General features: G+C 63.1%; 27 protein-coding genes, 1 tRNA gene and 1 other RNA gene. 14 read left to right on the top strand and 15 right to left on the bottom strand.

The genetic code is table 11. The features are described 5' to 3' along the window. The first annotated feature begins 215 nt into the window (after nucleotides 1–215). The gene (locus DKB74_RS04980; protein ID WP_109806937.1) at nucleotides 216–851 is read left to right on the top strand and encodes a response regulator transcription factor; all 636 of its coding nucleotides are present in this window, start codon (nucleotides 216–218) and stop codon (nucleotides 849–851) included. Nucleotides 852–1047: 196 nt separating this feature from the next. Here DKB74_RS04980 and DKB74_RS04975 read toward each other — a convergent pair. Further along, nucleotides 1048–1123 (bottom strand) — tRNA-Glu (locus tag DKB74_RS04975). Between the two features lie 170 nt (nucleotides 1124–1293). Here DKB74_RS04975 and DKB74_RS04970 point away from each other — a divergent pair. The 10 genes from DKB74_RS04970 to DKB74_RS04925 all read left to right on the top strand — a co-directional run bounded on the left by DKB74_RS04970 (nucleotide 1294) and on the right by DKB74_RS04925 (nucleotide 9516). Then, nucleotides 1294–1938, top strand: a complete 645-nt coding sequence (locus DKB74_RS04970) for a histidine phosphotransferase family protein (RefSeq protein ID WP_109806936.1) — start codon at nucleotides 1294–1296, stop codon at nucleotides 1936–1938. Nucleotides 1939–1991: 53 nt separating this feature from the next. Continuing rightward, nucleotides 1992–4313, top strand: coding sequence for a chemotaxis protein CheA (locus DKB74_RS04965; protein ID WP_109806935.1), 2322 nt, complete (start codon nucleotides 1992–1994; stop codon nucleotides 4311–4313). Beyond that, nucleotides 4313–4756, top strand: a complete 444-nt coding sequence (locus tag DKB74_RS04960; RefSeq protein WP_109806934.1) for a chemotaxis protein CheW — start codon at nucleotides 4313–4315, stop codon at nucleotides 4754–4756. Before DKB74_RS04965 ends, DKB74_RS04960 begins: the two co-directional genes overlap by 1 nt. A gap of 62 nt (nucleotides 4757–4818) precedes the next feature. Next, nucleotides 4819–5184, top strand: coding sequence for a response regulator (locus DKB74_RS04955; protein WP_109806933.1), 366 nt, complete (start codon nucleotides 4819–4821; stop codon nucleotides 5182–5184). Nucleotides 5185–5236: 52 nt separating this feature from the next. After that, complete coding sequence (locus DKB74_RS04950) at nucleotides 5237–6292, top strand: chemotaxis protein CheB (RefSeq protein WP_275658157.1); 1056 nt, start codon at nucleotides 5237–5239, stop codon at nucleotides 6290–6292. Next, nucleotides 6289–7188, top strand: a complete 900-nt coding sequence (locus DKB74_RS04945) for a CheR family methyltransferase (RefSeq protein WP_239987374.1) — start codon at nucleotides 6289–6291, stop codon at nucleotides 7186–7188. Before DKB74_RS04950 ends, DKB74_RS04945 begins: the two co-directional genes overlap by 4 nt. A gap of 100 nt (nucleotides 7189–7288) precedes the next feature. Beyond that, a complete protein-coding gene (locus tag DKB74_RS04940; protein WP_420822397.1) occupies nucleotides 7289–7921 on the top strand; it encodes an N-acetylmuramoyl-L-alanine amidase in 633 nt (210 codons plus the stop codon). Nucleotides 7922–7932: 11 nt separating this feature from the next. After that, an RNA gene (gene rnpB, locus DKB74_RS04935) (RNase P RNA component class A) lies at nucleotides 7933–8302 on the top strand. 375 nt (nucleotides 8303–8677) lie between these two features. Beyond that, on the top strand, nucleotides 8678–9214 hold the full coding sequence (locus DKB74_RS04930; protein ID WP_109806931.1) for a J domain-containing protein: 537 nt from the start codon (nucleotides 8678–8680) through the stop codon (nucleotides 9212–9214). Beyond that, nucleotides 9211–9516 carry a thioredoxin domain-containing protein gene (locus DKB74_RS04925; protein ID WP_109806930.1) on the top strand — a complete coding sequence of 102 codons (306 nt, stop codon included), beginning with the start codon at nucleotides 9211–9213 and terminating at the stop codon, nucleotides 9514–9516. Before DKB74_RS04930 ends, DKB74_RS04925 begins: the two co-directional genes overlap by 4 nt. Here the strand turns inward: DKB74_RS04925 and DKB74_RS04920 are convergent. The 10 genes from DKB74_RS04920 to DKB74_RS18515 form a co-directional block, all read right to left on the bottom strand. Then, a complete protein-coding gene (locus DKB74_RS04920) occupies nucleotides 9513–11384 on the bottom strand; it encodes an AsmA family protein (protein ID WP_109806929.1) in 1872 nt (623 codons plus the stop codon). The two genes, DKB74_RS04925 and DKB74_RS04920, sit on opposite strands and share 4 nt — an antisense overlap. A gap of 73 nt (nucleotides 11385–11457) precedes the next feature. Beyond that, nucleotides 11458–11868: a SufE family protein gene (locus DKB74_RS04915; RefSeq protein ID WP_109806928.1), complete on the bottom strand. Its 411-nt coding sequence runs from the start codon at nucleotides 11866–11868 to the stop codon at nucleotides 11458–11460. A 90-nt stretch (nucleotides 11869–11958) separates the two neighbouring features. Next, nucleotides 11959–12156: a hypothetical protein gene (locus tag DKB74_RS04910; protein ID WP_193504383.1), complete on the bottom strand. Its 198-nt coding sequence runs from the start codon at nucleotides 12154–12156 to the stop codon at nucleotides 11959–11961. A 74-nt stretch (nucleotides 12157–12230) separates the two neighbouring features. Further along, a complete protein-coding gene (locus DKB74_RS04905) occupies nucleotides 12231–12506 on the bottom strand; it encodes a hypothetical protein (protein WP_109806926.1) in 276 nt (91 codons plus the stop codon). Between the two features lie 169 nt (nucleotides 12507–12675). After that, complete coding sequence (locus tag DKB74_RS04900) at nucleotides 12676–12939, bottom strand: hypothetical protein (protein WP_109806925.1); 264 nt, start codon at nucleotides 12937–12939, stop codon at nucleotides 12676–12678. Between the two features lie 11 nt (nucleotides 12940–12950). Then, entirely contained in the window at nucleotides 12951–13250 is a 300-nt protein-coding gene (locus DKB74_RS04895) for a hypothetical protein (RefSeq protein ID WP_109806924.1), read from the bottom strand. Between the two features lie 34 nt (nucleotides 13251–13284). Further along, the gene (gene pspC, locus DKB74_RS04890; RefSeq protein WP_109806923.1) at nucleotides 13285–13665 is read right to left on the bottom strand and encodes an envelope stress response membrane protein PspC; all 381 of its coding nucleotides are present in this window, start codon (nucleotides 13663–13665) and stop codon (nucleotides 13285–13287) included. Between the two features lies 1 nt (nucleotide 13666). After that, on the bottom strand, nucleotides 13667–13942 hold the full coding sequence (gene pspB, locus DKB74_RS04885) for an envelope stress response membrane protein PspB (protein ID WP_109806922.1): 276 nt from the start codon (nucleotides 13940–13942) through the stop codon (nucleotides 13667–13669). A 4-nt stretch (nucleotides 13943–13946) separates the two neighbouring features. Beyond that, nucleotides 13947–14615, bottom strand: a complete 669-nt coding sequence (pspA, locus tag DKB74_RS04880) for a phage shock protein PspA (RefSeq protein ID WP_109806921.1) — start codon at nucleotides 14613–14615, stop codon at nucleotides 13947–13949. Between the two features lie 102 nt (nucleotides 14616–14717). Continuing rightward, nucleotides 14718–14966, bottom strand: coding sequence for a hypothetical protein (locus DKB74_RS18515; protein WP_145960901.1), 249 nt, complete (start codon nucleotides 14964–14966; stop codon nucleotides 14718–14720). A 36-nt stretch (nucleotides 14967–15002) separates the two neighbouring features. Between DKB74_RS18515 and pspF the strand changes: the two genes are divergently transcribed. After that, the gene (gene pspF, locus DKB74_RS04875) at nucleotides 15003–16031 is read left to right on the top strand and encodes a phage shock protein operon transcriptional activator (protein WP_109806920.1); all 1029 of its coding nucleotides are present in this window, start codon (nucleotides 15003–15005) and stop codon (nucleotides 16029–16031) included. Between the two features lie 166 nt (nucleotides 16032–16197). Then, nucleotides 16198–16818: a superoxide dismutase gene (locus DKB74_RS04870; protein ID WP_109806919.1), complete on the top strand. Its 621-nt coding sequence runs from the start codon at nucleotides 16198–16200 to the stop codon at nucleotides 16816–16818. A 79-nt stretch (nucleotides 16819–16897) separates the two neighbouring features. On the opposite strand, the gene ispZ is transcribed toward DKB74_RS04870, so the two are convergent. Genes ispZ through mtaB form a run of 3 tightly spaced genes read right to left on the bottom strand, consistent with a single transcriptional unit; the run spans nucleotide 16898 to nucleotide 19754 of the window. Beyond that, nucleotides 16898–17515: a septation protein IspZ gene (gene ispZ, locus DKB74_RS04865; protein WP_239987372.1), complete on the bottom strand. Its 618-nt coding sequence runs from the start codon at nucleotides 17513–17515 to the stop codon at nucleotides 16898–16900. 50 nt (nucleotides 17516–17565) lie between these two features. Continuing rightward, entirely contained in the window at nucleotides 17566–18504 is a 939-nt protein-coding gene (ftsY, locus tag DKB74_RS04860; RefSeq protein ID WP_109806917.1) for a signal recognition particle-docking protein FtsY, read from the bottom strand. Further along, entirely contained in the window at nucleotides 18501–19754 is a 1254-nt protein-coding gene (mtaB, locus tag DKB74_RS04855; protein WP_109806916.1) for a tRNA (N(6)-L-threonylcarbamoyladenosine(37)-C(2))-methylthiotransferase MtaB, read from the bottom strand. Before mtaB ends, ftsY begins: the two co-directional genes overlap by 4 nt. Here mtaB and DKB74_RS04850 point away from each other — a divergent pair. Continuing rightward, a complete protein-coding gene (locus tag DKB74_RS04850) occupies nucleotides 19753–20331 on the top strand; it encodes a DUF924 family protein (protein WP_109806915.1) in 579 nt (192 codons plus the stop codon). The two genes, mtaB and DKB74_RS04850, sit on opposite strands and share 2 nt — an antisense overlap. Here the strand turns inward: DKB74_RS04850 and DKB74_RS04845 are convergent. Continuing rightward, nucleotides 20306–21973 (bottom strand): putative bifunctional diguanylate cyclase/phosphodiesterase, encoded by a 1668-nt coding sequence (locus DKB74_RS04845; RefSeq protein ID WP_109806914.1) that lies wholly within the window; start codon nucleotides 21971–21973, stop codon nucleotides 20306–20308. The two genes, DKB74_RS04850 and DKB74_RS04845, sit on opposite strands and share 26 nt — an antisense overlap. Between the last annotated feature and the right edge of the window lie 113 nt (nucleotides 21974–22086).

The raw sequence follows: 22086 nt of genomic DNA, 5'->3' as shown, positions 1-22086 counted from the left end.
TAACGGTGCGGCAGGTGTTTCGGCGACTGCGGTCATGGCGTGGTCTGCGCTCCCTGTTCGGTCGCGTGCAGATGGGTCCGCAAGAACGGTTGGAACAGCCCCCCGTTCGGGTGGGGGCGGCGTTGAACGCCCGCGTTGGAGGCCAGGTCGACCCGAATGGGGGGATTGTGCCGACTCGTGCCATGTTGCTTGGATCGCATGATAGGAGGCCGATCATGCAGGCGCAGGCACCAGCAAAGAAGCCACATCCGGACACGGTGGTTATTGTCGACGACGACCCGCTGGTCCGCGGTTCGATGGAGTCGCTGTTCCGGTCGGTCGGACTGGCGGCACGCAGCCACGCTTCTGCGATTGAGGCGCTGGAAGCGCCATTGCCCGATGCGGCGAGTTGCCTGGTAGTCGATATACGTATGCCGCATTTGGGCGGGTTCGAGCTGCAGCAACGCCTCGGCGAACGCGGCGCCCGAGTGCCCATTGTGTTCGTGACTGGCCATGGCGACATTCCGATGAGCGTTCGCGCCATGAAGGCGGGGGCCGTCGATTTTCTGCCCAAGCCGTTCCGCGATCAGGACATGCTTGATGCGGTCCAGTCTGCGTTGGCAGGCGATCGCGAGCGCCGCGCGCGAGGGGACGCAGTTCGGCAGGTTCGTGAGCAGCATGCACGGCTTACACCGCGGGAACGCGAAGTCATGGCAGGCGTGGTTCGAGGTCTTCTCAACAAGCAGATCGCGTATGAACTGGGGCTAAGCGAGATTACCGTCAAACTCCATCGCTCGAGCCTGATGAAAAAACTGGGTCTGCGCACGGTTCCCGACCTGGTACGCACCGCGCAGATTGTTGCCGAATATTAGGCCGCAAAGCAATTGAAGTCCCGAAGAGTCATCAACGCTGTAGTACATCGGGTTTTTGAGCCATTCGGCTACGGCAGACCCGGCGCGGTTTATCGTGAGTCTGTACCAATCCGTGAAATCCGCCGATTTTTGACCAGGGTTTTGCAGTAAGTTGCAATTCCTGCAACTGCAAATCCAGCTAAGCCATTGAAATCGCTGGTGACCCCTACGGGACTCGAACCCGTGTTTTCGCCGTGAGAGGGCGACGTCCTAGACCGCTAGACGAAGGGGCCGCTGCGGTGGGAAGCGGCGCACTTAGGGGGCGTCGGGCAGGGCGTCAAGCTGGGCGAACCGCCCGTGCGGATTGGTAAGCTGCCGGCAAGTTTGCGGCATTGCGCACGCAGTCCTTGCGGCGATCCTGTCGCTCGTTCAAAAGGCGGGCGAGGGGAAACCGGAGGCTTCTTTGAATATCAGTCCCACCGAATTTGCGAGCCTTCTCTGCTCCCGCCTGTGCCATGACCTGCTCAGCCCCGTCGGAGCGCTCAATAACGGGCTCGAACTGCTCGCCGATGAACATGACCCGGAAATGCGGGCACGCTGCCTTGAGCTGCTTGGCGAGAGCGCGCGCGCTTCGGCGAACAAGCTGAAATTCTTTCGTCTGGCGTTCGGCGCTGCCGGCGGCTTTGGCGAAACCGTCGACACGCGTGAGGCGCATGCGGCGATCGAGGGGCTGTTCGGCGACAATCACCGGGTCAAGATCGGCTGGATGGTCGAGGACCCGGTGCTGCCCAAACAGGCGATCAAGGTATTGCTCAATCTCGCGCTGATTGCCGGCGACGCGCTGATCCGGGGCGGACAGCTGGATATCGGTGCCGAAGTGGTGGGTAGCCAGGTCGAGATCGTCGTCCGCGCGGATGGCCCGCGGATCGTGCTCGATCCCGAACTGCGCGTCGCGCTTTCGGGCGGTTCGGATGACGTGCCGGCAACCCCGCGCGCAGCCGCCGCCTATCTGATCCAGGCGCTGGTGGCACAAGGGGAGGGGCAGCTTCAGGTTTCGCCGCCCGATGCCGAAGTGCTGATCTTCGGTGCGGCATTCCGCGTGGGATAACGAGGTCTTAACCACCGTGCGTCCATGGTCCGATCGCTTGATCGTGGGGCACCATGGACGACCTGCTGCAGGAATTTATTGCCGAAACGCGTGAGACGCTCGATGCATTGTCGGGCGAAATCGTCGCGTGGGAAGCGAGCCCGAACGATCGCGCCCGGCTCGATGCCATTTTCCGATTCGTACATACGGTGAAGGGAAGCTGCGGTTTCCTCGATCTGCCGCGCCTCGGTCGCCTCAGCCACGCCGCCGAAGACGTGCTCGATCAGGTGCGCCGCGGCGAACGCGAACCCGATCGCGGGCTGGTCAATGCCGTGCTGGCGGTGGTCGACCGGATCGGTGAGATCGTCGAGGCGATCGATGCCGGAAACAGCCTCGACGACAGCGGCGAAGACATGCTGATCGCCGCGCTGGCCAAGGGGCTCGACGATATTGCGCAGCCGGCCGAGACGGTGCCGGTCGTGCGTGCGCCGACCCGAAGCGTGCGGCTCAACGTCGACCTGCTCGACAGGATGATGAGCGGCATGTCCGACATGGTGCTCGCACGCAACGAACTGGCGCGCCATCTGCGCGCGCACCAGGTGGATCCCCAGATCGAGGCCGCGCTCGAACGCCTGTCGAACACCGTTTCCGAAATGCGCGACACCGTTACGCGTACCCGCATGCAGAAGATCGACGCGCTGTTTTCGGCGCTGCCGCGCATGGTTCGCGATACTGCAGCAGGGCTGGGCAAATCGGTAACGCTTCATATCGAAGGATCGGACGTCGAACTGGATCGCGAGATGATCGAGGTGTTGCGCGATCCGCTGGTCCATATGATGCGCAATGCGATCGATCATGGCATCGAAGCGCCTGCCGATCGGCGCAAGGCGGGGAAGCGGGAAAATGGGCGTCTCTATGTTTCCGCGCGGCAGTCGGGCAATCAGATCATCGTCGAGATCGCCGATGACGGTCGCGGCATCGATGTCGATCGCCTGATCGAAAAACAGATTGCGGGCGGCCGAAATGCGCTGGAAATGCACAACCTTTCCGAAAAGGCCAAGCTGCACCTGATTTTCGAACCGGGGCTGTCGAGCCGCGACCAGGTGAGCGAAGTTTCCGGGCGCGGGGTCGGCATGGATGTCGTCCGCGCCGCGATCGAGCAGATCGGCGGTCGCGTCGAGGTCGAGAATAATCCCGGTCGCGGCGTGCGGATCGCGCTGCATGTGCCGCTGACGCTTTCGATCATCTCGGCGATCGTTCTGGGCGTGGGCAGGCAGCGCTTCGCCATTGCCCGGCCGAATATCGAGGAAATCGTCGCCGAACGCGGTGCCGCAATTCGTATCGACAAGGTCGGGAGCGCGACCGTCGCAACCGTGCGCGACCGCCGTCTGCCGCTGGTCGATCTTAGCGAATTGCTGGGCGTCGATGCCGTCGCCAACGATCAGCCACGGATGCTCGCCATCGTCTCGATCGGATCGGGCAGCTATGCCCTGATGTGCGACACTGTGCTCGACAATGAGGAACTGGTGATCAAGCCCGCGTCGCCGGCAGTGATGGCGACGGGCGTATATGCGGGTCAGACATTGCCTGACAGCGGCTCGCCGATGCTGATGCTCGATCCTGCGGGGATCGCGCATATCGCCGGTCTCGAATTCCACCGCTCGCTGGCCGATGACGAGGAACCCGCCGGGGAAGAAGATCAGGCTCCCGGCATAGCCGCGCTGATGTTCCGCGATCTCGACGGCAGGCATCGCGCGGTCGTTCTGGACGTCGTGGACCGCGTCGAGAAGACCGATGCGAGCAATATCCGGTTCAGCGCCGGGCAATTGCGCGCCGCGATCGAGGGCCGGTTGCTGCCGGTCGCGACGCAGGGCGACATTGGCGACCGTGCGGTGGTGAGCCTGTTGCGGCTCAAGGACGGCAGCAGCGAGATTTCCTACGCGATCGACGAAGCGCTCGACATCGTATCGCTTGAGCAGATCACGCCCGCGACGATCGCCGGTCCCGCCGCAGGCGTGGCGTTGCTGGATGGCGAACAGGTCGAACTGCTCGACCCCTATTGGGTATTCGCCGATTATGGCGGCGATGCCGGGGACGGCGACGAGCCGCTTTGCCTTTTGTCCGATGACGGGAAGGGGTGGATGGCCGCGTTCCTGCGTCCGCTGCTCGAATCGGCGGGATATCGCGTGGCGTTCTCGCCCGATCCGGCCACCAGTCCCGCCGTCATACTGGCGTTCGAAGGAAGCGATCCAGCGCTTTCGGTCAGCGCCCCGGTGGTCCGGCTGCGCCACCACAGGGCGCGGTCGGGCGCCGATGACGACACGATCTATCGCTACGACCGCGCGGCGCTGCTCTCTGCGCTGGCTGCACATGTTGCCGGTCGAGGAGCAGCCTGATGCCGGATCTCTATCTTATCGCCCAGGTTGCCGGTCGCGCGGTCGCGATCGAATCCAACCAGGTCGAATCGGTCGTGGATATCGGTGAGATCACGGCGGTTCCGCGCGTTTCCAGCCATATCCGGGGACTTGCCGCACTGCGCAGCCGTGTGGTGACGGTGGTCGATACACCGGCCGCACTGGGGCTGCCGGGGTCCGGCGGGACGCTTCGCCGTGCGATCATCACGGTATTGGACGGCCATCATTACGCCATGCTGGTCGACGCGCTGGAGGATGTTACGCCGTTCGACCTGCAACCCATCGGTGCGGGCGGGTCGGCGCTCGATTCTGCCTGGCGCGCTGCGGGGCTCGGTATTGTCGAGCGCGATGGCGAGCCGGTTCTGGCGATCGATCTGCACCGGCTTATCCCCGGGCACGCCCAGAGCAATCATCAGGTCCATTAACGCGGCGCTTACGCATTTGGGGCAAAAGGTGTCGTTGGGGTACCGAGTGGAGAACGGGGTTTATGAAGACGTGTCTGGTCGTCGATGATTCGAAGGTGATCCGCAAGGTCGCCCGACACATCCTCGAAACCCTGCAATTCGAAGTGCGCGAGGCCGGCGATGGCCGCGAGGCGCTGGACAGCTGCCTCGCATCGGCGCCCGACGTCATTCTGCTCGACTGGAACATGCCGGTGATGAGCGGCATGGATTTCCTGCGTGCTCTCAAGGATTCGGGCCTGTCGCAAAAGCCCAAGGTCGTGTTCTGCACTACCGAAAACGGCATGGCCTATATTCGCGCGGCGATCGAGGCGGGTGCGGACGAATATGTCATGAAGCCGTTCGACCGCGAGACGCTCGAGAGCAAGCTCCAGATCGTCGGCGTCGCCTGAACCTTTCGGGCCTGAACCTTTCGGGAGGGCGCGAGTGTCGCGTGGGTATCCATTGCACCGGGCCGGCGTAGCTTCTTCGCCCGAGCCCGCCCATGTCCTGATCGTCGACGATTCGGTCGTCGCGCGCACCGTGATCGCGCGCATGATCGAGGCGAGCGACCAGTTCCGGGTGATCGGTGCAGTCAGCGATGTTCAGGCGGCGCTTCAGTTTCTGCACGCGAATCGCGTCGACATCATATTGCTCGATATCGAAATGCCCGGAGTCGACGGGCTGACCGCCCTGCCTGACGTCCTGGCGGCCGGAAACGGCGCGAAGGTGCTGGTGCTTTCCTCCTCCTGCGACGAAGGCGCGGCCGCGACGATCCAGGCGCTGGCGCTGGGCGCCGCCGATACGCTGGTAAAGCCCGGTATCGGTGCATTTGCGGGGAAATTCTCCCAGATCCTTCAGGAACGGCTGGGCCGGATGGTCGCCCCCACGATCGAAGCCGCAGGACCGCCGCGCCGCAACTTCGGCGCCGCGAAGGTTGCCGACGATTTCGATATCGTCGCGATCGGCGCGTCCACCGGCGGCATTCACGCGCTCAGCCATTTGCTGCGCGAGATTCCCGCCAGTTTTCAGGTGCCGATCCTGGTGACTCAACATCTGCCGGGCTCGTTCATGGGCTATTTTGCGACGCAACTCGCCGTGCTCGCGGGCCGGCCATGCGAAGTGGCGACCGATTGCATGCGGATTCGTCCCGGTCGGCTGATCGTCGCTCCGGGAAATGCGCATATGCGGTGCGTGCGGATATCCGAAGGCACCGCGATCCGCCTGACCGACGAACGCGTGGCGAGCGGATGTATGCCGTCGGTCGATCCGATGCTGAGTTCGGTGGCGCAGATATTCGGATCGCGCGCTTTGGCGATCGTGCTGAGCGGCATGGGCAAGGACGGCACGGTCGGCGCCCGCGAAATCGCCGAGCATGGCGGCAGCGTCGTCGTGCAGGACAAGAAAACTTCGGTTGTGTGGGGTATGCCGGGAAGCATTTTCAACGCAGGACATGCCAATGCCGTGCTGACTCCGCAGGAAATCGGGCGACTGATCGCGCAGCGGCGGCGACCGGCATGATGCACGCACGGCCCGCACCTCCCGCCTCCGCCGGAGCGATGAACCTGATCGCATCCTTGCTCGAACAGCGGACCGGCCAGCAGATTGCCGCCAATCGCACCTGGCGGATCGAAACCGCGCTCAAGCCCGTTCTGCGCGAACTTCAGCTCGATACGCTCGATCAGCTCGCCACCCGTCTGGTTACCGATCAGAAGGCGGATATCGCCGAGAAAGTGGTCGACGCGCTGTTGAATCAGGAAACGTCGTTTTTCCGCGATAACGGCGTGCTCGACATGGCGGTGTCGGCGCTGACGGCGTTTCAGGCGGAAAATCCGCAACGGCGGCTGCGGGTCTGGTCGGCGGGATGTTCTACCGGCCAGGAGCCATTGTCGCTGGCGATCCTCGCGCATGAGCATGACATCAAGGGTGGCGGCATGCTGCCCGAAATCGTGGCGACGGATATTTCGCCCGCCGCACTCGATCGGGCACGAGCCGGGCTCTATTCGCAGTTTGAAATTCAGCGCGGCCTGCCGATTCGGCGCATGATCGACTGGTTTGACGGCGAAGGGAATGAATGGACGGCGAAAGCCGATCTGGTCCGCCGCGTCCGGTTTCGAAAGCATAATCTGGTCAGCGATCCGCCCCCGCCGGGCAAGTTCGACATCGTGCTGTGCCGCAATGTCCTGCTCTATTTCTCGCTCGCGCTGCGGCGACAGGTGTTCGAGACGCTGGCCGCGGCGCTGCGACCGGGCGGATTGCTCGTGCTCGGCGCAGGCGAGACCGTGATCGGACAAACCGATGCCTTTGCGCCCTCCGATCGATATCGCGGATTTTACCAGCGGCTTGATCGCAATGCCGCGCCGCAGGCGCCCGCCGAACCGACACATCGCTTGCCCAAAGCCACTGGCATTCTCTAACGGAGAGCTTCGCGATCTGAAGGGGGCCCTCGTGCAGGATGGGTTGAACATCATCGAAGCGCCGTCACCCAATTTCGACGAACGCTTGCTGCCGATCACCATGCTGGTCTTGCACTATACCGGAATGGAAGATGCCGAGTCCGCGATCGCGCGGCTGCGCGACCCCGAGGCGAAGGTTTCCGCGCATTATGTCGTGGCCGAGGACGGAACGATCCTGCGTCTGGTGGATGAGGAACAGCGCGCCTGGCATGCCGGCCGCTCGCACTGGCGGGGCATCAAGGACGTCAACAGCGCCTCGATCGGCATCGAGATCGTCAATCCCGGGCACGAGCTTGGGTACCGCCCGTTTCCCGACGAGCAGATTTCCGCGCTGATCCCGCTGGTCCACGACATCGAGCAGCGGCACGGAATCACGCGGGGCAATGTCGTCGGCCATTCGGATATCGCGCCGGCGCGCAAACAGGATCCGGGCGAGTTGTTTCCCTGGGGCAAACTGGCGCGGTTGCGGCTTGCCTTGCCACGACCCACCCGCAACCTCATGGATCCGGGATGGACCGATGGCGGTTTCCTGATGGCGCTGGAACGGTTCGGCTATGATGTCGAAGACGCACCAGCCGCGGTCACTGCGTTTCAGCGGCGCTTTCGCCCCGAACTGATCGATGGCGAGATCGATGCCGAATGCCGGATGATCCTGCTCGCATTGCTGCTTCCCAAACCGCAGGGCGACGACTAGATCGGACAACGCCAGAGGGCCAGGCGACCGCGGGGCATTTCGATGCCGCGAGGAAAGTCCGGGCTCCACGAAACCACGGTGCCGGGTAACGCCCGGCGGGGGCGACCCCAGGGAAAGTGCCACAGAGAGCAAACCGCCGATGTGCCCATGGGCGCAGGCAAGGGTGAAAGGGTGCGGTAAAAGCGCACCGCGCGACCGGCAACGGAAGCGGCAAGGCAAACCCCACCGGGAGCAAGACCGAATAGGGGCGGCGCATGGGCCTGGTTTCGGCCCGTCGCCCGGGTTGGTTGCTTGAGGCGGCGCGTGAGCGTCGCCCTAGAGGAATGGTCGCCCATCGCGTTCGCGCGAGGACAGAACCCGGCTTACAGGCCCTCTGGCATTTATCGGAATCTACACAAGCACGATATCGGCAAAGTCATTCCTGAGAGGCGGTGACAATCCAGTTTCGTTTCTCAAGGCGACGCATCGGCTTGCCGCAATACATGCATTTGCTGATATAATAATCTTCGCCCTTCACTTTGCGCACGTGTTTGGTGGAGCGCTGATGGCTTCCCCCAAAACATCCCAGTCTTCCCCTGATCCAGCGAAACATTTGTGCGTCTCGGAAGTGGCAGATCGATAGTTCGTTAAGCAATTGGCAATTTTTGTCCATCCTGCGCTGCGGAAAAATGGTCGCTTTTGGTTTCGTCTCTGGCATCCAGGCCACACTGGCAGGACACACTGGTCATCGCGAGAGGCTTTCCCTATCTAGGCCGCGTGAGCCGTCCGACCCGATCCAATGACTGGGGTTTCCCCCGCTGGCGTAGCTATGGTGCCAGCCGCGAAGCGACGCAGGTTCGCCTATGCGACCGCGAAGGATGCGATGCGCCGGGGGACCGGCCTGCGCCCAAATCTCCCAACAGCCCCGAGCGCTGGTATTTCTGCGAGCGGCATGCCGCGGAATATAATCGCAACTGGAATTATTTCGAAGGTTTGACGGCCGAGGAAGCTGCCAAGCGCGAGGCGGAGGAGCGCCGCGACGCGGGCGGATTTGCCGAAACCAAACATTATGGCTGGGCAGGGCCGGGCGATGGCACCCGCTCTCGCGACGAGATGCGCGCGCTGGAAGTGCTCGAACTCGATCCCGATGTGGAATTCGAAGCGATCCGCACGGCGTGGCGGCGGCTGGCCAAGGAAAACCATCCCGATGTGAAGCCGGGCGACGCCGAAGCGGCCCAGCGCTTTCATGCGATTCAGGCTGCCTATGACGTGCTCAAATCCGCCGAGGACCGGCGGCAGTGGCGGCCCGATTGAACAAGCCCGTCCGGGCGAACTGGTCCAATGCCGTTCTGGTTTGCGCGAAATGTTCGAAGAAGATTGACGGCGGGTTCGGGAAAAAGGGGCGTCAGTCGCTCGCCAAAGCGCTGCGCAGGCATCTCGGCATCGGGAAAGGGCGGAAAAGCCCGTTGGGGATCGTCGAGGTAAAATGCCTTGGCATATGCCCCAGGCGCGCCGTCACCGTCCTCAATGCCGCGAAACCCGATCAGTGGCTGCTCGTCGAACCGGGCACCGCGCTCGACGAGGTGGCGGCGGCGCTGGAGCTTGACGCGCCCTAGAAATGCATCGCGGCGGCAGCCGCACGGCTGCAATCGAGATCGCCTGCGATCGGATCGTCCCCTGCAAAGATCTCCTCGACCACTTCGCCCAGGATATCGCCGAGCGAATCTGCGGATTCGGGTTTTTCGACTTGCGGGTTGCGGATCGTGCCGTGGACGGGAATCGCGCCTTCTACGCGCAGCGTAGCGCCCTGTTTGGGCACGCCGTTGACTGCCAGCGACAAGGTTTCGGACGGGAAGCTGATGGTGCCGCCCGCGCGGGTCAGGGCGCGGCTGGTGTCGATCTGCGTATCGTTGAGCCGCGCGGTGCCGTTCGAAAAGCGGAAGTCGGCGACGATGCAGCGCAGCTGCGCGCGCTTCTTGTCCCCGGCGAAAAGGCCGCCGCCGATATCCTGACCGAGCAGAAGCGCGGTCTTGTCGGGAATAGTGCCGTTTTCCGCGATCAGCGCAACGCGCCCATTTGCCGTCCCGATCGCCGCGCGAATGGTCTTGCCGGTACCGGTCAGATCGAGCTTGCCCCGTGCAGCCGCCGCAATCTCGGCGGAAGGAAACAGATCGGCGAGCTGTCCATCGGCAAGCGTCAGGACGAGATGCAGCTCCGGGCCGGCTTCCTTCTGCACGACCGTCGCCTCTCCGGCCAAGGTGCCGTGCGGCATGCCGAAAGTCAGCGGTGACACCGTGAGCCTATTGCCGTCGAGCGTCAGTACGGCCTTCAGACTGCGAAACGGCTTGGAACCCGGCCAGAGCAGTTCGTCGGCCTGAATGCGCAGCGTGCCGTCGGTATTGCCGAGGCCCGACAGATCGATCGCCGTATCGGGAATGACGCGTTCGCCGATCCGCGCTTCCTTTGCCGCAGCCTTTGCGCGTCCCGCGTCGGACGCCAGGTCGGCAAAGTCGAAACGGCGGGACCGCAATTCCCCGTCGATCTGGCTATGCCCGTCCGATTTCACGATGGTTGCGCTTCCGGCGAAATCCGAACGCCCGACGGTTCCGGTCAGGTCGGCGATTTCCCAGCGGTCGCCCTGCCTGCGCAGGCGCGCTTCCATGCGGACGGGCTGGGTGCTGGGCAGGCCCGCTTCGATCAGCGCATCGACATTGGCCAGATCGCTGCCATGCGCCTTTGCCGATGCATCGATGTCGTCAAAGGCGAGCGGCGCGGCCATCGAACCCTGAAGGACGAACCCGACCGAACTTCCTTCGATCGTGAGCGCAAACGGCCAGCGGCCGACATTGTCGCGCTGCGAAAAGGCCGCGCCGCTTGCCGACACGGTTACGTCGCCGCCGCGAACCTTGCCGGTTCCGCTCAGCGTCAGGCCATCGGTGTCGCTGCCCGAAAGCGTCACCGAGAACCGGCGGTCCTGAACAGCGTCCCGATAGTCGATTGCCACATCGCGCAGCGTGATGCGGCGCAGTCCCTGCAGCGGCGAACTGCCGCTGCTGCGTTCCCCATCGTTTCTGCCCGACCAGTTGGTCGTCTTGTCGGCGCGCCGGATCAGCGTGGCTTGCGCGCCTTCGACATCGAGCATTTCGGTGCGAACGTTTCCGCCCAGCAGCGATAATGCCGAAAAGCCGATACGCATCCGCTTGACCGTCAGCATCGGCGCGTCGCCTTCGACCCAGTCGGGTTGCGGAATTTGCAGATCGCGGATTTCGAGCACGGGGTGCAGCGAGAAATGATCGACCCGCGCGAGGGATCCGATCGTCACCGGCCGATCGAGCGCTTGGGAAAGGCGCGTTTCGATCGTCTTGTCGAGCATCGCCCAGGGAAAGGCTGCCAGCGCAACGAAGCCGAGCAGGATCAGCGACAGCAAAGCGGCGAGCAGATAGCGCCAGTGACGCTGAACCCATTGGGAGGATTGCTGGATCAATGCCGATGCGATGGGGATTCTCCTGCCGGACTGGTAGCAGCAGGAGCGCCCGAGCGTGCGGATCGTTCCGGTATCAGCCCGCGGCGTATCGCTTTGCGGTCTCGCGGATCAGCGCGATCATGTTGGGAATACCCTGAGTTCGGTTCGAGCTGAGCTGATTGCGCAGATCGAAGGGCTCGAGTTCCGCCGCGATATCCAGCGACAGGATTTCCGCAGCGGAGCGATCCTGAACCGCCACCAGCACGAGCGCGATGATTCCCTTGGTGATCGCGGCGTTCGAATCGGCGAGGAAATGGAGCCGGTCGTCGTCGGCCACCGTGGGATAGACCCAGACCGAAGCGGAACAGCCGCGAACCAGCGTCGCATCGGTCTTGAGTGCTTCGGGCATCGGCTCGAGCTGCCTGCCCAGATCGATCAGCAGCCGATATCGGTCATCGGCGTCGAGAAAGTCATATTCGTCGTGGATTTCGCGGAGCGTCGGCATGGCGGCGCTATAGCGAAGACGGGCCGTGTGTGAACCCGTCGAATAGGACGGGAGCCGCCGCAATGGGGGATGCGACGGCTCCCGATCGGGTCAGAGGTCGACGCCGGCGGCGATCGCCTCAAGCTTGCGGATGCGTTCCTTCAGGTCGGCGATTTCGATCCGCGACCCGGCGGTGCCCATATTGGGCTCGTCATAGGTCGGCTCGCGAAGTTGCCGATGGTTGCCCAGCTCTTCCTGCTTGAGCGCCAGCCAGCCGCGCCATCCGGAAAGTCCTGCGGTTACCAGCATTGCCAGGCCGATCAGGCCGGAAGCGGCGACGGTGAGATAGATGTTGGGGTCGGTTGCCACATCGTCCTCCTGTCTCAGGCGTTGTCTTTGCTGCGCAGCTTTTCGATTTCCTGATCGAGCCGCATGCTGCTGTTATTGTCGGTGATGACGCGTTCCAGAACCTGGACCCGGTCCTTCAGCGTGCGGACTTCGTCGCGAAGTCGGGCGTTTTCGGCGGCCGAGGCGCCATTGTCGCGATCGGCGCTATATTCGTTTCCGCGCCAGTCGCGGCGGACGCCATAGCGGGCCTGAAGCACTCTGCCGATGGTGACCACCACGACGATGGCGACGACCATTTGAAACGGATCCATGTTCTTGCCTCCTTCGTGGGTCGGTTATTCGGCGGGGGTCAGCGCGGCTTCGCGTTCGGCGCGGCGGCGGGGGCGATCCCTGCGTTCGGTCATCCACACGCCCAAGGCGCAGAGAACTCCGATAACTCCAAATACCATAACCATTTTCTTTACTCGCTCCCTGGCGCGTTCAGTTCATCGACTGGTCGCGCAACTGTTCTATTTCTTCCGCGACATCGATGCCGCGATCGGTGACGATCCGTTCCAGAACCCGAACCCGCTGTTCCAGCCGTTCGGTATGTGCCGCATATTGGGCGGCCTTTTCGGCGGTCTTTGCGGAGATGACGTCGGCCATCGCTTCCTTGTGCTTCAGCCAGCGTTCGAAGGCGGCGTATCCGATCCCGAACGCTATCGGCAGGCCGACTACGATCAGCAGAACCATTACGGTGTTCATGTCACTTCTCCTCAGTCCGCGTCACGCAGCGCGTCGATTTCGCGGCGGGTGCGCTCGGCGGGGTCGGTGGCGATGCGTTCGAGCACTGCGATCCGCTCTTCGAGCCGGGAAATCTGGCCGGTCAGCCGGTCATTCTCCTGCGTCAGCAGCGTGATCTTGCGGTCGGCGTCCGGATCCTGGCGCGGCGTGGTGCCGCGCCATTCATTCTCCAGCGGATAGCCATGGCGTGCGCGGATGGCGGTGGTGAGCACCCAGCCGATCGTCGAGATCGCGATGATCGCCAGAACGAAACCCGGTCCACCCCAACTCATCTCACTTCTCCCTGTTCGTGTTTTTGCTGCGGTTTCAGCGCAGGTTTTCGATTTCGTCGGCCAGACGCGTGTTGCGGCTGGTGTAGAAGACTTCGATGTCGCTCAGGCGGCGGTCGATGTCGCGGAACTTCGAGCGGACCTCGGCGGTGGAGCGCCCGGGATTGGTGCGCACGCCCTGCCAGAATTTCGCGTCTTCCGGATTGTCATACAGGCCGTACGGCCTGGGATTGGCCATCCATGCGACTGCGAAATAGGCGATCAGCGTCCAGGGAAAGCCCCCGGCGATGGTCAGGAGTACCGCGCCGAGGCGGACCCAGGTGACTTCCACGCCGGTATAGTCGGCGATCCCCGAGCAGACGCCCGACCATTTGGCGTTTTGCTTGTCGAGGTAGAATTTGGTGCGGCTGGCGGACATCTCAATTCCTCCGGCTGTAGCTATAGGGATCGGCTTCTTCCGAAGTCGGCGGCGGGGCGGGGCGGAAATCGGGGTTGTCGGCGGCGACGATCCGTTCGATCGTCTGAAGCCGGTCCTCAAGGCGCCGGGCCAGATAGTGGAGCTCGTCGAGCAGCTTCTCATCCTCGTTGGTGATCGTTGCTGCCTGTTTCCATTTGGTCACATAGTGCAGGATCACCCACGGCAGGCCGATGAAGAGGATGCCAAGGACGACGATCGGCAGGAAAACGTCTTCCATCGGATCAGCCCTCCTTGTTCACGCGCTTCTTCAGGGCTTCCAGCTCCGCTTCGACCTTTTCGGACGAACGCAGCTCGGCGATTTCCTCGTCCAGCGACTTGGGCTGTGCACCCAGGCCGGCGGCGTCGGCGCGACCTTCGGCGAAGTCGACCCGGCGTTCGAGCATGTCGAAGCGCGAAAAGGCTTCGGTCATGCGGCTGCCATTGGTCATTTCGCGCATCCGGAAGCGGTTATTGGCCGTTTCCAGGCGGGTCATGATCGAATTCTGGCGGGTACGCGCCTCGCGCAGCTTGTTCTGCAGCTTGGCGATATCCTCTTCCGAGGCGCGCAGCGCATCGTCGAGAACCGCGATTTCGCTTTCCAGCTGTTCGCACATATCGGCCGCCTTCTGGCGTTCGGTCAGCGCTGCCTTGGCGAGATCCTCGCGATCCTTGGAAAGCGCCAGCTCGGCCTTTTCGGTCCAGCTTTCCTGAAGCTTTTCCAGCTTGCCGATGTGGCGGCGCATTTCCTTCTGGTCGGCGATGGTGCGGGCCGCAGAGGCGCGAACCTCGACCAGCGTTTCTTCCATCTCCAGGATGATCATGCGGATCATCTTCGCGGGGTCTTCGGCCTTGTCGAGCAGGTCGGTGACGTTCGCGGCGATGATGTCGCGGGTGCGAGAAAAGATACCCATTGCAACGCTACTCCTTCGTATGGGGTGGCGCCGGGACGGCTAGGGGGCCCCGTCCCGGCGCGAACCGCTCACCGGGGCAAGTGAGCGGAAGTTCTGTCAGGCTCAGGCGATGGCGGGGCCGACCGAGCTCAGCATGAAAATGGCGCTGAAAACGATCGAGCAGGCAACCGCTGCGAAAGCCGTGCGATAGTTGGTGCCCTGATAAGTCATTGTCTGTATCCCTGAACCTTGGTTGTCGTTTTGCCCGTTTGCTCGGGCTTGCCCCATGCTTCGCAGGAAGCGTGCCAATTTTGAAAATGGCTGTTTTCCGGGCTTTTTCGCGGTTCCTTCAAAAAAGTTGGTATTTATCACTTGCCAACTATTGGTGATTTACACCAGATATTGGCAATGGAACGGATCACGCAGGTCATTGGCCAGTCAGGGGCCTTTCTCGACACGCTCGAAAAGGCGAGCCGTGCGGCAGGGCTCGATCGCCCGGTGCTGGTGATCGGCGAGCGCGGTACGGGTAAGGAGCTGGTCGCAGAGCGCCTGCACCGCCTGTCCGGGCGCTGGGATCAGCCGCTGGTCGTGATGAACTGCGCGGCGCTTCCCGAAACGCTGATCGAAGCGGAATTGTTCGGGCATGAGGCAGGGGCGTTTACCGGCGCGTCCAAGGCGCGGGCAGGGCGGTTCGAGGAAGCCGATGGCGGCACCCTGTTCCTCGACGAACTCGGTACGCTGTCGATGGCGGCGCAGGACCGGTTGCTGCGGGCGGTTGAATATGGAGAAATCACGCGCATCGGTACCTCGCGCCCGATTCAGGTCGATGTGCGGATTGTCGCGGCGACCAACGAACATCTTCCCGATCGGGTGGAGAAAGGGACGTTCCGCGCGGACCTTCTCGACCGGCTGAGCTTCGAAGTCGTGACCCTGCCGCCGCTGCGCGCGCGGGGAGGGGACGTCATGATCCTCGCCGACTTTTACGGCCGCCGCATGGCCGCGGAGCTGGGCTGGCTTGACTGGCCGGGATTCGGCGATGCCGCCGAAGCGGCGCTGCGCGGATATGACTGGCCGGGCAATGTCCGCGAACTGCGCAACGTGGTCGAGCGCGCAGTCTATCGCTGGGATCTGGATGGTCCCGTCGATGCCATTCAGATCGACCCGTTCGATTCCCCCTATCGACCTCGCACGCCGACGGGATCATCGCCTGCCGCGAACGCGGCATCCGGCGCGTCGGCGGCGCCCTCTGCCCCGGAAGTTCAGTATAGTGGCGACTTCAAGGAACAGGTTGCACAGTTCGAACGTAGATTATTGGCTCAGGCACTCGCCGAACAGCGGCACAATCAACGCGCGACCGCCGATGCGCTGGGGCTGACCTATGATCAGCTTCGCCATGCGCTGAAGCGACATGAACTGCTCGGCGGCAACGCATCCTGAGCCGGTGTCGGCGACCATCGCTGAGCCGGTGTCGGCGACCATCGCCCGAGCCGTTGTCGGCGACCATCGGTTGTTTCGATGACGACACAAGAAATTTTGATGCGGCCATATCGCTGTCGATGCGTTAGGCGCCGTGACGGATCATACCAATGAGGAGGGAAATCCCATGGCCTTCGAACTTCCTGCGCTCCCCTATGCCAAGGATGCGCTCGCGCCGCACATGTCGGCCGAAACGCTCGAATATCACCACGGCAAGCATCACAAGGCGTATGTCGACAAGACCAACGGCTTTGTTGACGAAAAGGGTCTGGGCGGCATGAAGCTGACCGAGATCATCAAAAAGGCCAAGGCCGATGGCGACAAGGGCCTGTTCAACAACAGCGCCCAGATCTGGAACCACAGCTTTTTCTGGCACTGCCTGACTCCCGAAAAGACCGCGCCGAGCGGCAAGCTCGCCGATCTGATCAACGACGGCTTCGGTTCGACCGACGCGCTGGTCGACAAGATCAAGGCGGAAAGCGCCGGCCATTTCGGCAGCGGCTGGGGCTGGCTCGTCCTCGATGGCGACAAGCTGAAGGTCACTTCGCTGCACGATGCGGATACGCCGGTGGCGTATGAAGGCATGGTGCCGTTGCTGACGATCGACGTGTGGGAACATGCCTATTATGTCGATTATCGGAATGCGCGCCCAGGCTATCTCGATGCCGTGACGGCCAATCTCATCAACTGGGATTTCGTTGCGAAGAATCTGGACGGCAGCGGCATCGCGGCAGCCGATCAGGGCTGATCGCCACCCGAATAACGAAAAGGGGCGTCGGATCCTGTGATCCGGCGCCCCTTTTTTCATGCGTATATGGATTGCGTGCTCACCCTTCCGGAGGAAGCGGCGCGTCCTTCTGCGTCTGCAGCCCATGCTTCATCAACATGGGTACGTTGGCCAGGGCAAAGACGAAGGTCATTCCGGTCACGCCCCATGCCTTGTAGTTCAGCCACGCATCCCAGCTGAGCATCTGTCGCGCGATTTCGTTCATCACCGCCATTGCGACGAAGAAAATCACCCAGTTGATCGTCAGCAGGCGCCAGCCCCTGGCCGAAAGCCCGGGATAAGCGCTTTCGAGCAGCATCTGGAGCAGCGGCTTGTTGGTGATCAGCCCATAGGCGAGCACCGTTGCGAACATCGTGTACACAACGGTGGGCTTGATCTGGATCCAGGTCTGATCGTGGAAATAGATCGTCAGGCTGCCGAACACGAGCACGAGCCCGCCGGAAATCCACAACATCGGCGAAATGCGCCCGGCCTTCCAGAAGGACAGTCCCATGGCAATCGCCATCGAGACCATGAACGCGGCGGTGGCGGCGAGCGCCTTTTGCAGTTCGGATTCGGACGGGTAGAGATAGTTGACCGCGAAAAATACCAGGAGCGGACCGAAATCGATCAGCATTCTGAAACCGGGTGACAGGGGCGGCTTGGATGCAGCGTTCATAACGGCTTTCTATCGATAGAGCGACATTCGGGGAATATCCGCCGGGCTTTTCAGCGTTTCGCGAATTCTTCGACCCCGGCGATAATCCGGGCAACTTCATTCGCATCGAAGGGGCGCAGGTCGTCGACCGTTTCGCCGACGCCGATCGCATGGATGGGCAGTCCGTATTTCTCTGCCGCCGCGACCAGCACGCCGCCGCGCGCCGTGCCATCCAGCTTGGTCATGACCAGGCCGGTCACGCCGGCGACTTCCTTGAACACTTCGATCTGGCTCAGCGCGTTCTGGCCGGTGGTCGCGTCGAGCACCAGCACGACGTCATGCGGCGCCGCGGGATTGAGCCGGCCAAGCACGCGCCGGATCTTGGCGAGCTCGTCCATCAGCTCGCGCTTGTTCTGAAGCCGTCCCGCCGTATCGACGATCAGCACGTCGGTGCCGACTTCGGTCGCCTTTTTGACTGCTTCGAAGACGATACCGGCAGCATCGCCGCCTTCGGCACCGGATACGATCGGCACGCCGATCCGCTCGGCCCAGGTGCGAAGCTGTCCGATCGCCGCCGCGCGGAACGTGTCGCCCGCCGCCAGCATCACCGAATAATCCTGTTCGAGCAGCAGATTGGCGAGCTTGGCGATGGTGGTCGTCTTGCCCGATCCGTTGACGCCGATGACCAGGATCACCTGCGGGCGCGGAAAGGCGTCGATTTCCAGGCGTTTTGCCACCGGTTCGAGCGACCGGGCGATTTCCTCGGCGACGACGAGCCGGATGCCCAGCTCCTCCATGCCGCGCTCATATTGCCCTTCGGCGAGCCGGTCGCGAATGCGCGCGGCGACGCCGGGGCCCAGATCGGATGCGATCAGCGCCTCTTCGACTTCGTCGAGCGTTTCCTCGTCCAGCCGCGCCGCCGTGAGGCCGGCGAGATTGCCGAGCAACCGGTCCGACGTCTTGCGAAAGCCGCCGAGCAGTTTCTGGTGCCACCCCGGACGCGTGCTCATGCGGGTTCTCCCACCAGATACTCTCCCTGAACATGTGTGATGCTGATGTCGGCAATGCCGTCATGCTGCGGCAACCGATCGAAATGGACCTCGGCATAGCCCTCGCCATGCCCGCGCGCGCCGCTGCGTTCGACCAGCACGCGCTGTCGCGTGCCGATCAGCGTTTCGAGCCATAGGCGGCGGCGACGGGCACCGGCGGAACGGAGCGCGGCGGCGCGTGCCTTGATGGTTTCGCGCGGCAATTGCGGCATCCGCGCGGCGGGCGTGCCTTCGCGCGGGCTATAGGGAAAGATATGGGCATGGACGATGTCGCAATCGTCGATCAGCGCGAGCGTGTTCGCCGCCATAGCCGCGTCTTCGGTCGGGAAACCTGCGATAATGTCCGCGCCGATCGCGATTTCGGGTCGCGCGGCCTTTAGCCGTTCGACAATGCCAACCGCCTCGCGCCGGCTATGGCGGCGCTTCATCCGCTTCAGGATCATGTCGTCACCCGCCTGTAGCGACAGATGCACGTGCGGCATCACGCGCGGCTCCTGCGTCAGCAGCGCGAACAGCCGGTCGTCGATTTCGATCGAATCGAGCGAAGAGAGGCGCAGGCGGGGGAGGGTGGGGACATGGCGCAAAATGCGCTCGACCAGCGCGCCCAGCGTGGGCGCTCCCGGCAAGTCGGCGCCATAGCTGGTGAGATCGACTCCGGTCAGCACGACCTCGCGATGTCCGGCATCGACCAGCGTGGCGATCCGGTCGATCACCGCTCCGGCGGGCACCGACCGGCTGTTGCCGCGGCCAAAGGGGATCGCACAAAAGGTGCAGCGATGGTCGCACCCGTTCTGAACCTCGACAAACGCCTTGGCATGCGCCGAAAAACTCGCGGCCAGATGCGGCGCGGTGTCTTCGATCGTCATCACGTCGCGAACGATCCGTGCGTCGTCGCTATGCCACGCGCCGGGCAACAGCTTGTCGGCATTGCCGATCACCCGGTCGACTTCGGGCATCGCCGAAAAACTGTCCGGATCGATCTGCGCGGCGCAGCCGGTTACGACCAGCTGTGCCTGTGGGCGCTCGCGCCGGACGCGGCGGATGGCCTGACGCGTCTGCTTGACCGCTTCGTTCGTCACTGCGCAGCTGTTGACGACCACGGTGTCGGAATCGCCGAGCAGCGTACGGATCGTTTCGCTTTCTGCCAGGTTGAGTCGGCACCCCAGCGAGACGATATGGGGCTCTGACAAGGAAGAAGGAGTTGCGGCCATGGCGGACGATCTAGTTGCGGCGGATGCCGAAGTCCACGCGAAGGCACGCGATATCCTCGACTTCTGGTTCGAAGAACTGACGCCGGAACAGCATTTTGCCAAATCGGACGCGCTGGACAGCCAGATCGCGGCGCGCTTTGGCGCGTTGCGCGACGCGGTGCTGGAGGATCAGGCATCGCAATGGCACGATACCCCCGAGACCTTGCTGGCGGCGGTGATCCTGCTCGACCAGTTTTCGCGTAACATCCATCGCGGAACGGCGGAGGCGTTCGCGGCCGATCCACTCGCGCTCGAACTGACGCTGCTGGCGATGGTCCGCGAATGGGATCGCGGCATGCCCGCCGCGCAACGCCAGTTTCTCTATATGCCGCTGATGCATGCCGAAGATCCGGAAATGCAGCGCCTGTGCGTTGTGCATTTCGAAACGCTCGACATGCCCGAGGCGCTGAAGTTCGCGCATGCGCACGCCGATGTGATCGCGCAATTCGGGCGCTTTCCGTCACGTAATGCAGCGCTGGGACGCGTATCGACTCCGGCGGAGAAAGCGTATCTCAGCCAGCCAGGCGCTGGCTGGTAGTCGCCGGACCCTTGGTGACCGGCGGCAGGTCGCCTTCGGCGGCCGTCCGCTGGGGCTGTGCCGATTGGGAAGTGAGCAGGCGGCGTTCGGCGAGCAGGCGGCGGGCATCCATCACCGACAGCGGTCGGCCATAATGCCAACCCTGCGCCTTGGAACAGCCGATCGCGCGCAGCCGCTCCTCGATCGCGGCGTTTTCGATGCCCTCTGCCGTGACCGGAAGGTTTAGGCTTTCGCCCAGCCTGGCAATCGCGTTGACGATCGCGGCGGAGTCGGCGCTTTCGTTGATCGACTGCACGAAGCTCTTGTCGATCTTGATCCTGTCGAACGGCAAGGCGCGCAGATGCGCCAATGAGGAATAGCCGGTGCCGAAATCGTCGAGCGCGATGCGCACGCCCTGATTTTTCAGACTGCCGACAATCGATTGCGCCAGCGCCAGATTATCGAACAGCGAACTTTCGGTGATTTCGACTTCCAGCCGGTTCGCCGGAAAGCCGCTTTCGGTCAGAACCTTGATGATCTTTTGCGCAAGCCAGGCATCGCGCAGCTGCCAGGGAGAGATATTGACCGACAGCGACAGCGAGGGATCCCAATCGCGCGCAGCGGCAAAGGCCTGACGCATGATCGACAGCGACAGGTCGCCGATCAGTCCGGTCTCCTCGGCGATCGGAATGAAGATTTCGGGGTTCACCGTGCCGCGCAACGGATGTTCCCAGCGTGCAAGCACTTCGAAGCCGTCCAGCCGGCCCGTCGCAAGGTCGATCTGCTGCTCGAAATAGGGGACGATCTGGTTGCTCGGAATGGCCGCGCGCAATCCGCTCTCCAGCTGGTTGCGCAGCTGCAGCTCGCGCTCCATCGAATTGTCGAACCAGGCGAAGCGATTTCGACCGGATTTTTTCGCCGCGTACATTGCGATATCGGCCGAGCGCATCAGCGAATCGATCGAACTACAGTCGAAGTCCGACCGCGCTATCCCGAGCGAACAGCTGATATGCAGCCGCAGCCCTTCGGCTTCGAACGGCTGCGCCATGCGGCTCACCAGCCGCTCGGCGATACGCTCGACAACTCCCGGTTCGCTCGGATCGAACAGGAACCCGCAGGAGAATTCGTCGCCGCCCAGCCGCGCGGTCAGCGCAACCGGGGGCATTGCGTCGGCGATTTCGCGGGCGACCGCACAGAGCAAGGCGTCGCCCACGGCATGGCCGTGCATGTCGTTGATCGTCTTGAAATGATCGAGGTCGAGCATCATCAGCGCCATCGCCTTGCGGCGCCGCGCGGCGCGCGCGAACATCGATGCGCCTTCTTCGGACAGGCTGCGACGATTGTAGAATCCGGTGAGCGGATCGCGCGAGGCAAGCAGGTTCGCTCGCTCTTCGGCTTCCGCGCGGATCTTCACTTCGTCGCGCAGCGCGGCGTGACGACGCCAGCCGAACAGGATGAGCGCGACGTTGAGCAGCAGCGCGATCACCAGCGACCGGTCTGCCGGGGCGCCGCCCTGGAAATAATATTGCAGGCTGGTCGACAGCACCGAGCTGCCGATACCGATGAACATCAGGATCGCGGCTACGCTGAAAGCGCCTGTGATCAGATCGCTGCTTTCCTCGCGCCGCCGTTCCTCTTTATGCTCGCTTAGTTCCGCCGCCATCCCGTTGGGTCCCCATAGATTGGCGGACTATTCGGCACCGGAAGTGTAGATCGGGTTAAACTCCATGCGGCTTGCGCTTTTTGCGACGCTCCGCTATCGCGCAACGCAGCCGT

The sequence above is a fragment of the Stakelama portus genome (assembly GCF_003171655.1).
In the GTDB taxonomy this organism is placed as follows: domain Bacteria; phylum Pseudomonadota; class Alphaproteobacteria; order Sphingomonadales; family Sphingomonadaceae; genus Sphingomonas; species Sphingomonas portus.
This window is presented reverse-complemented; position numbering and strand designations above follow the sequence as displayed.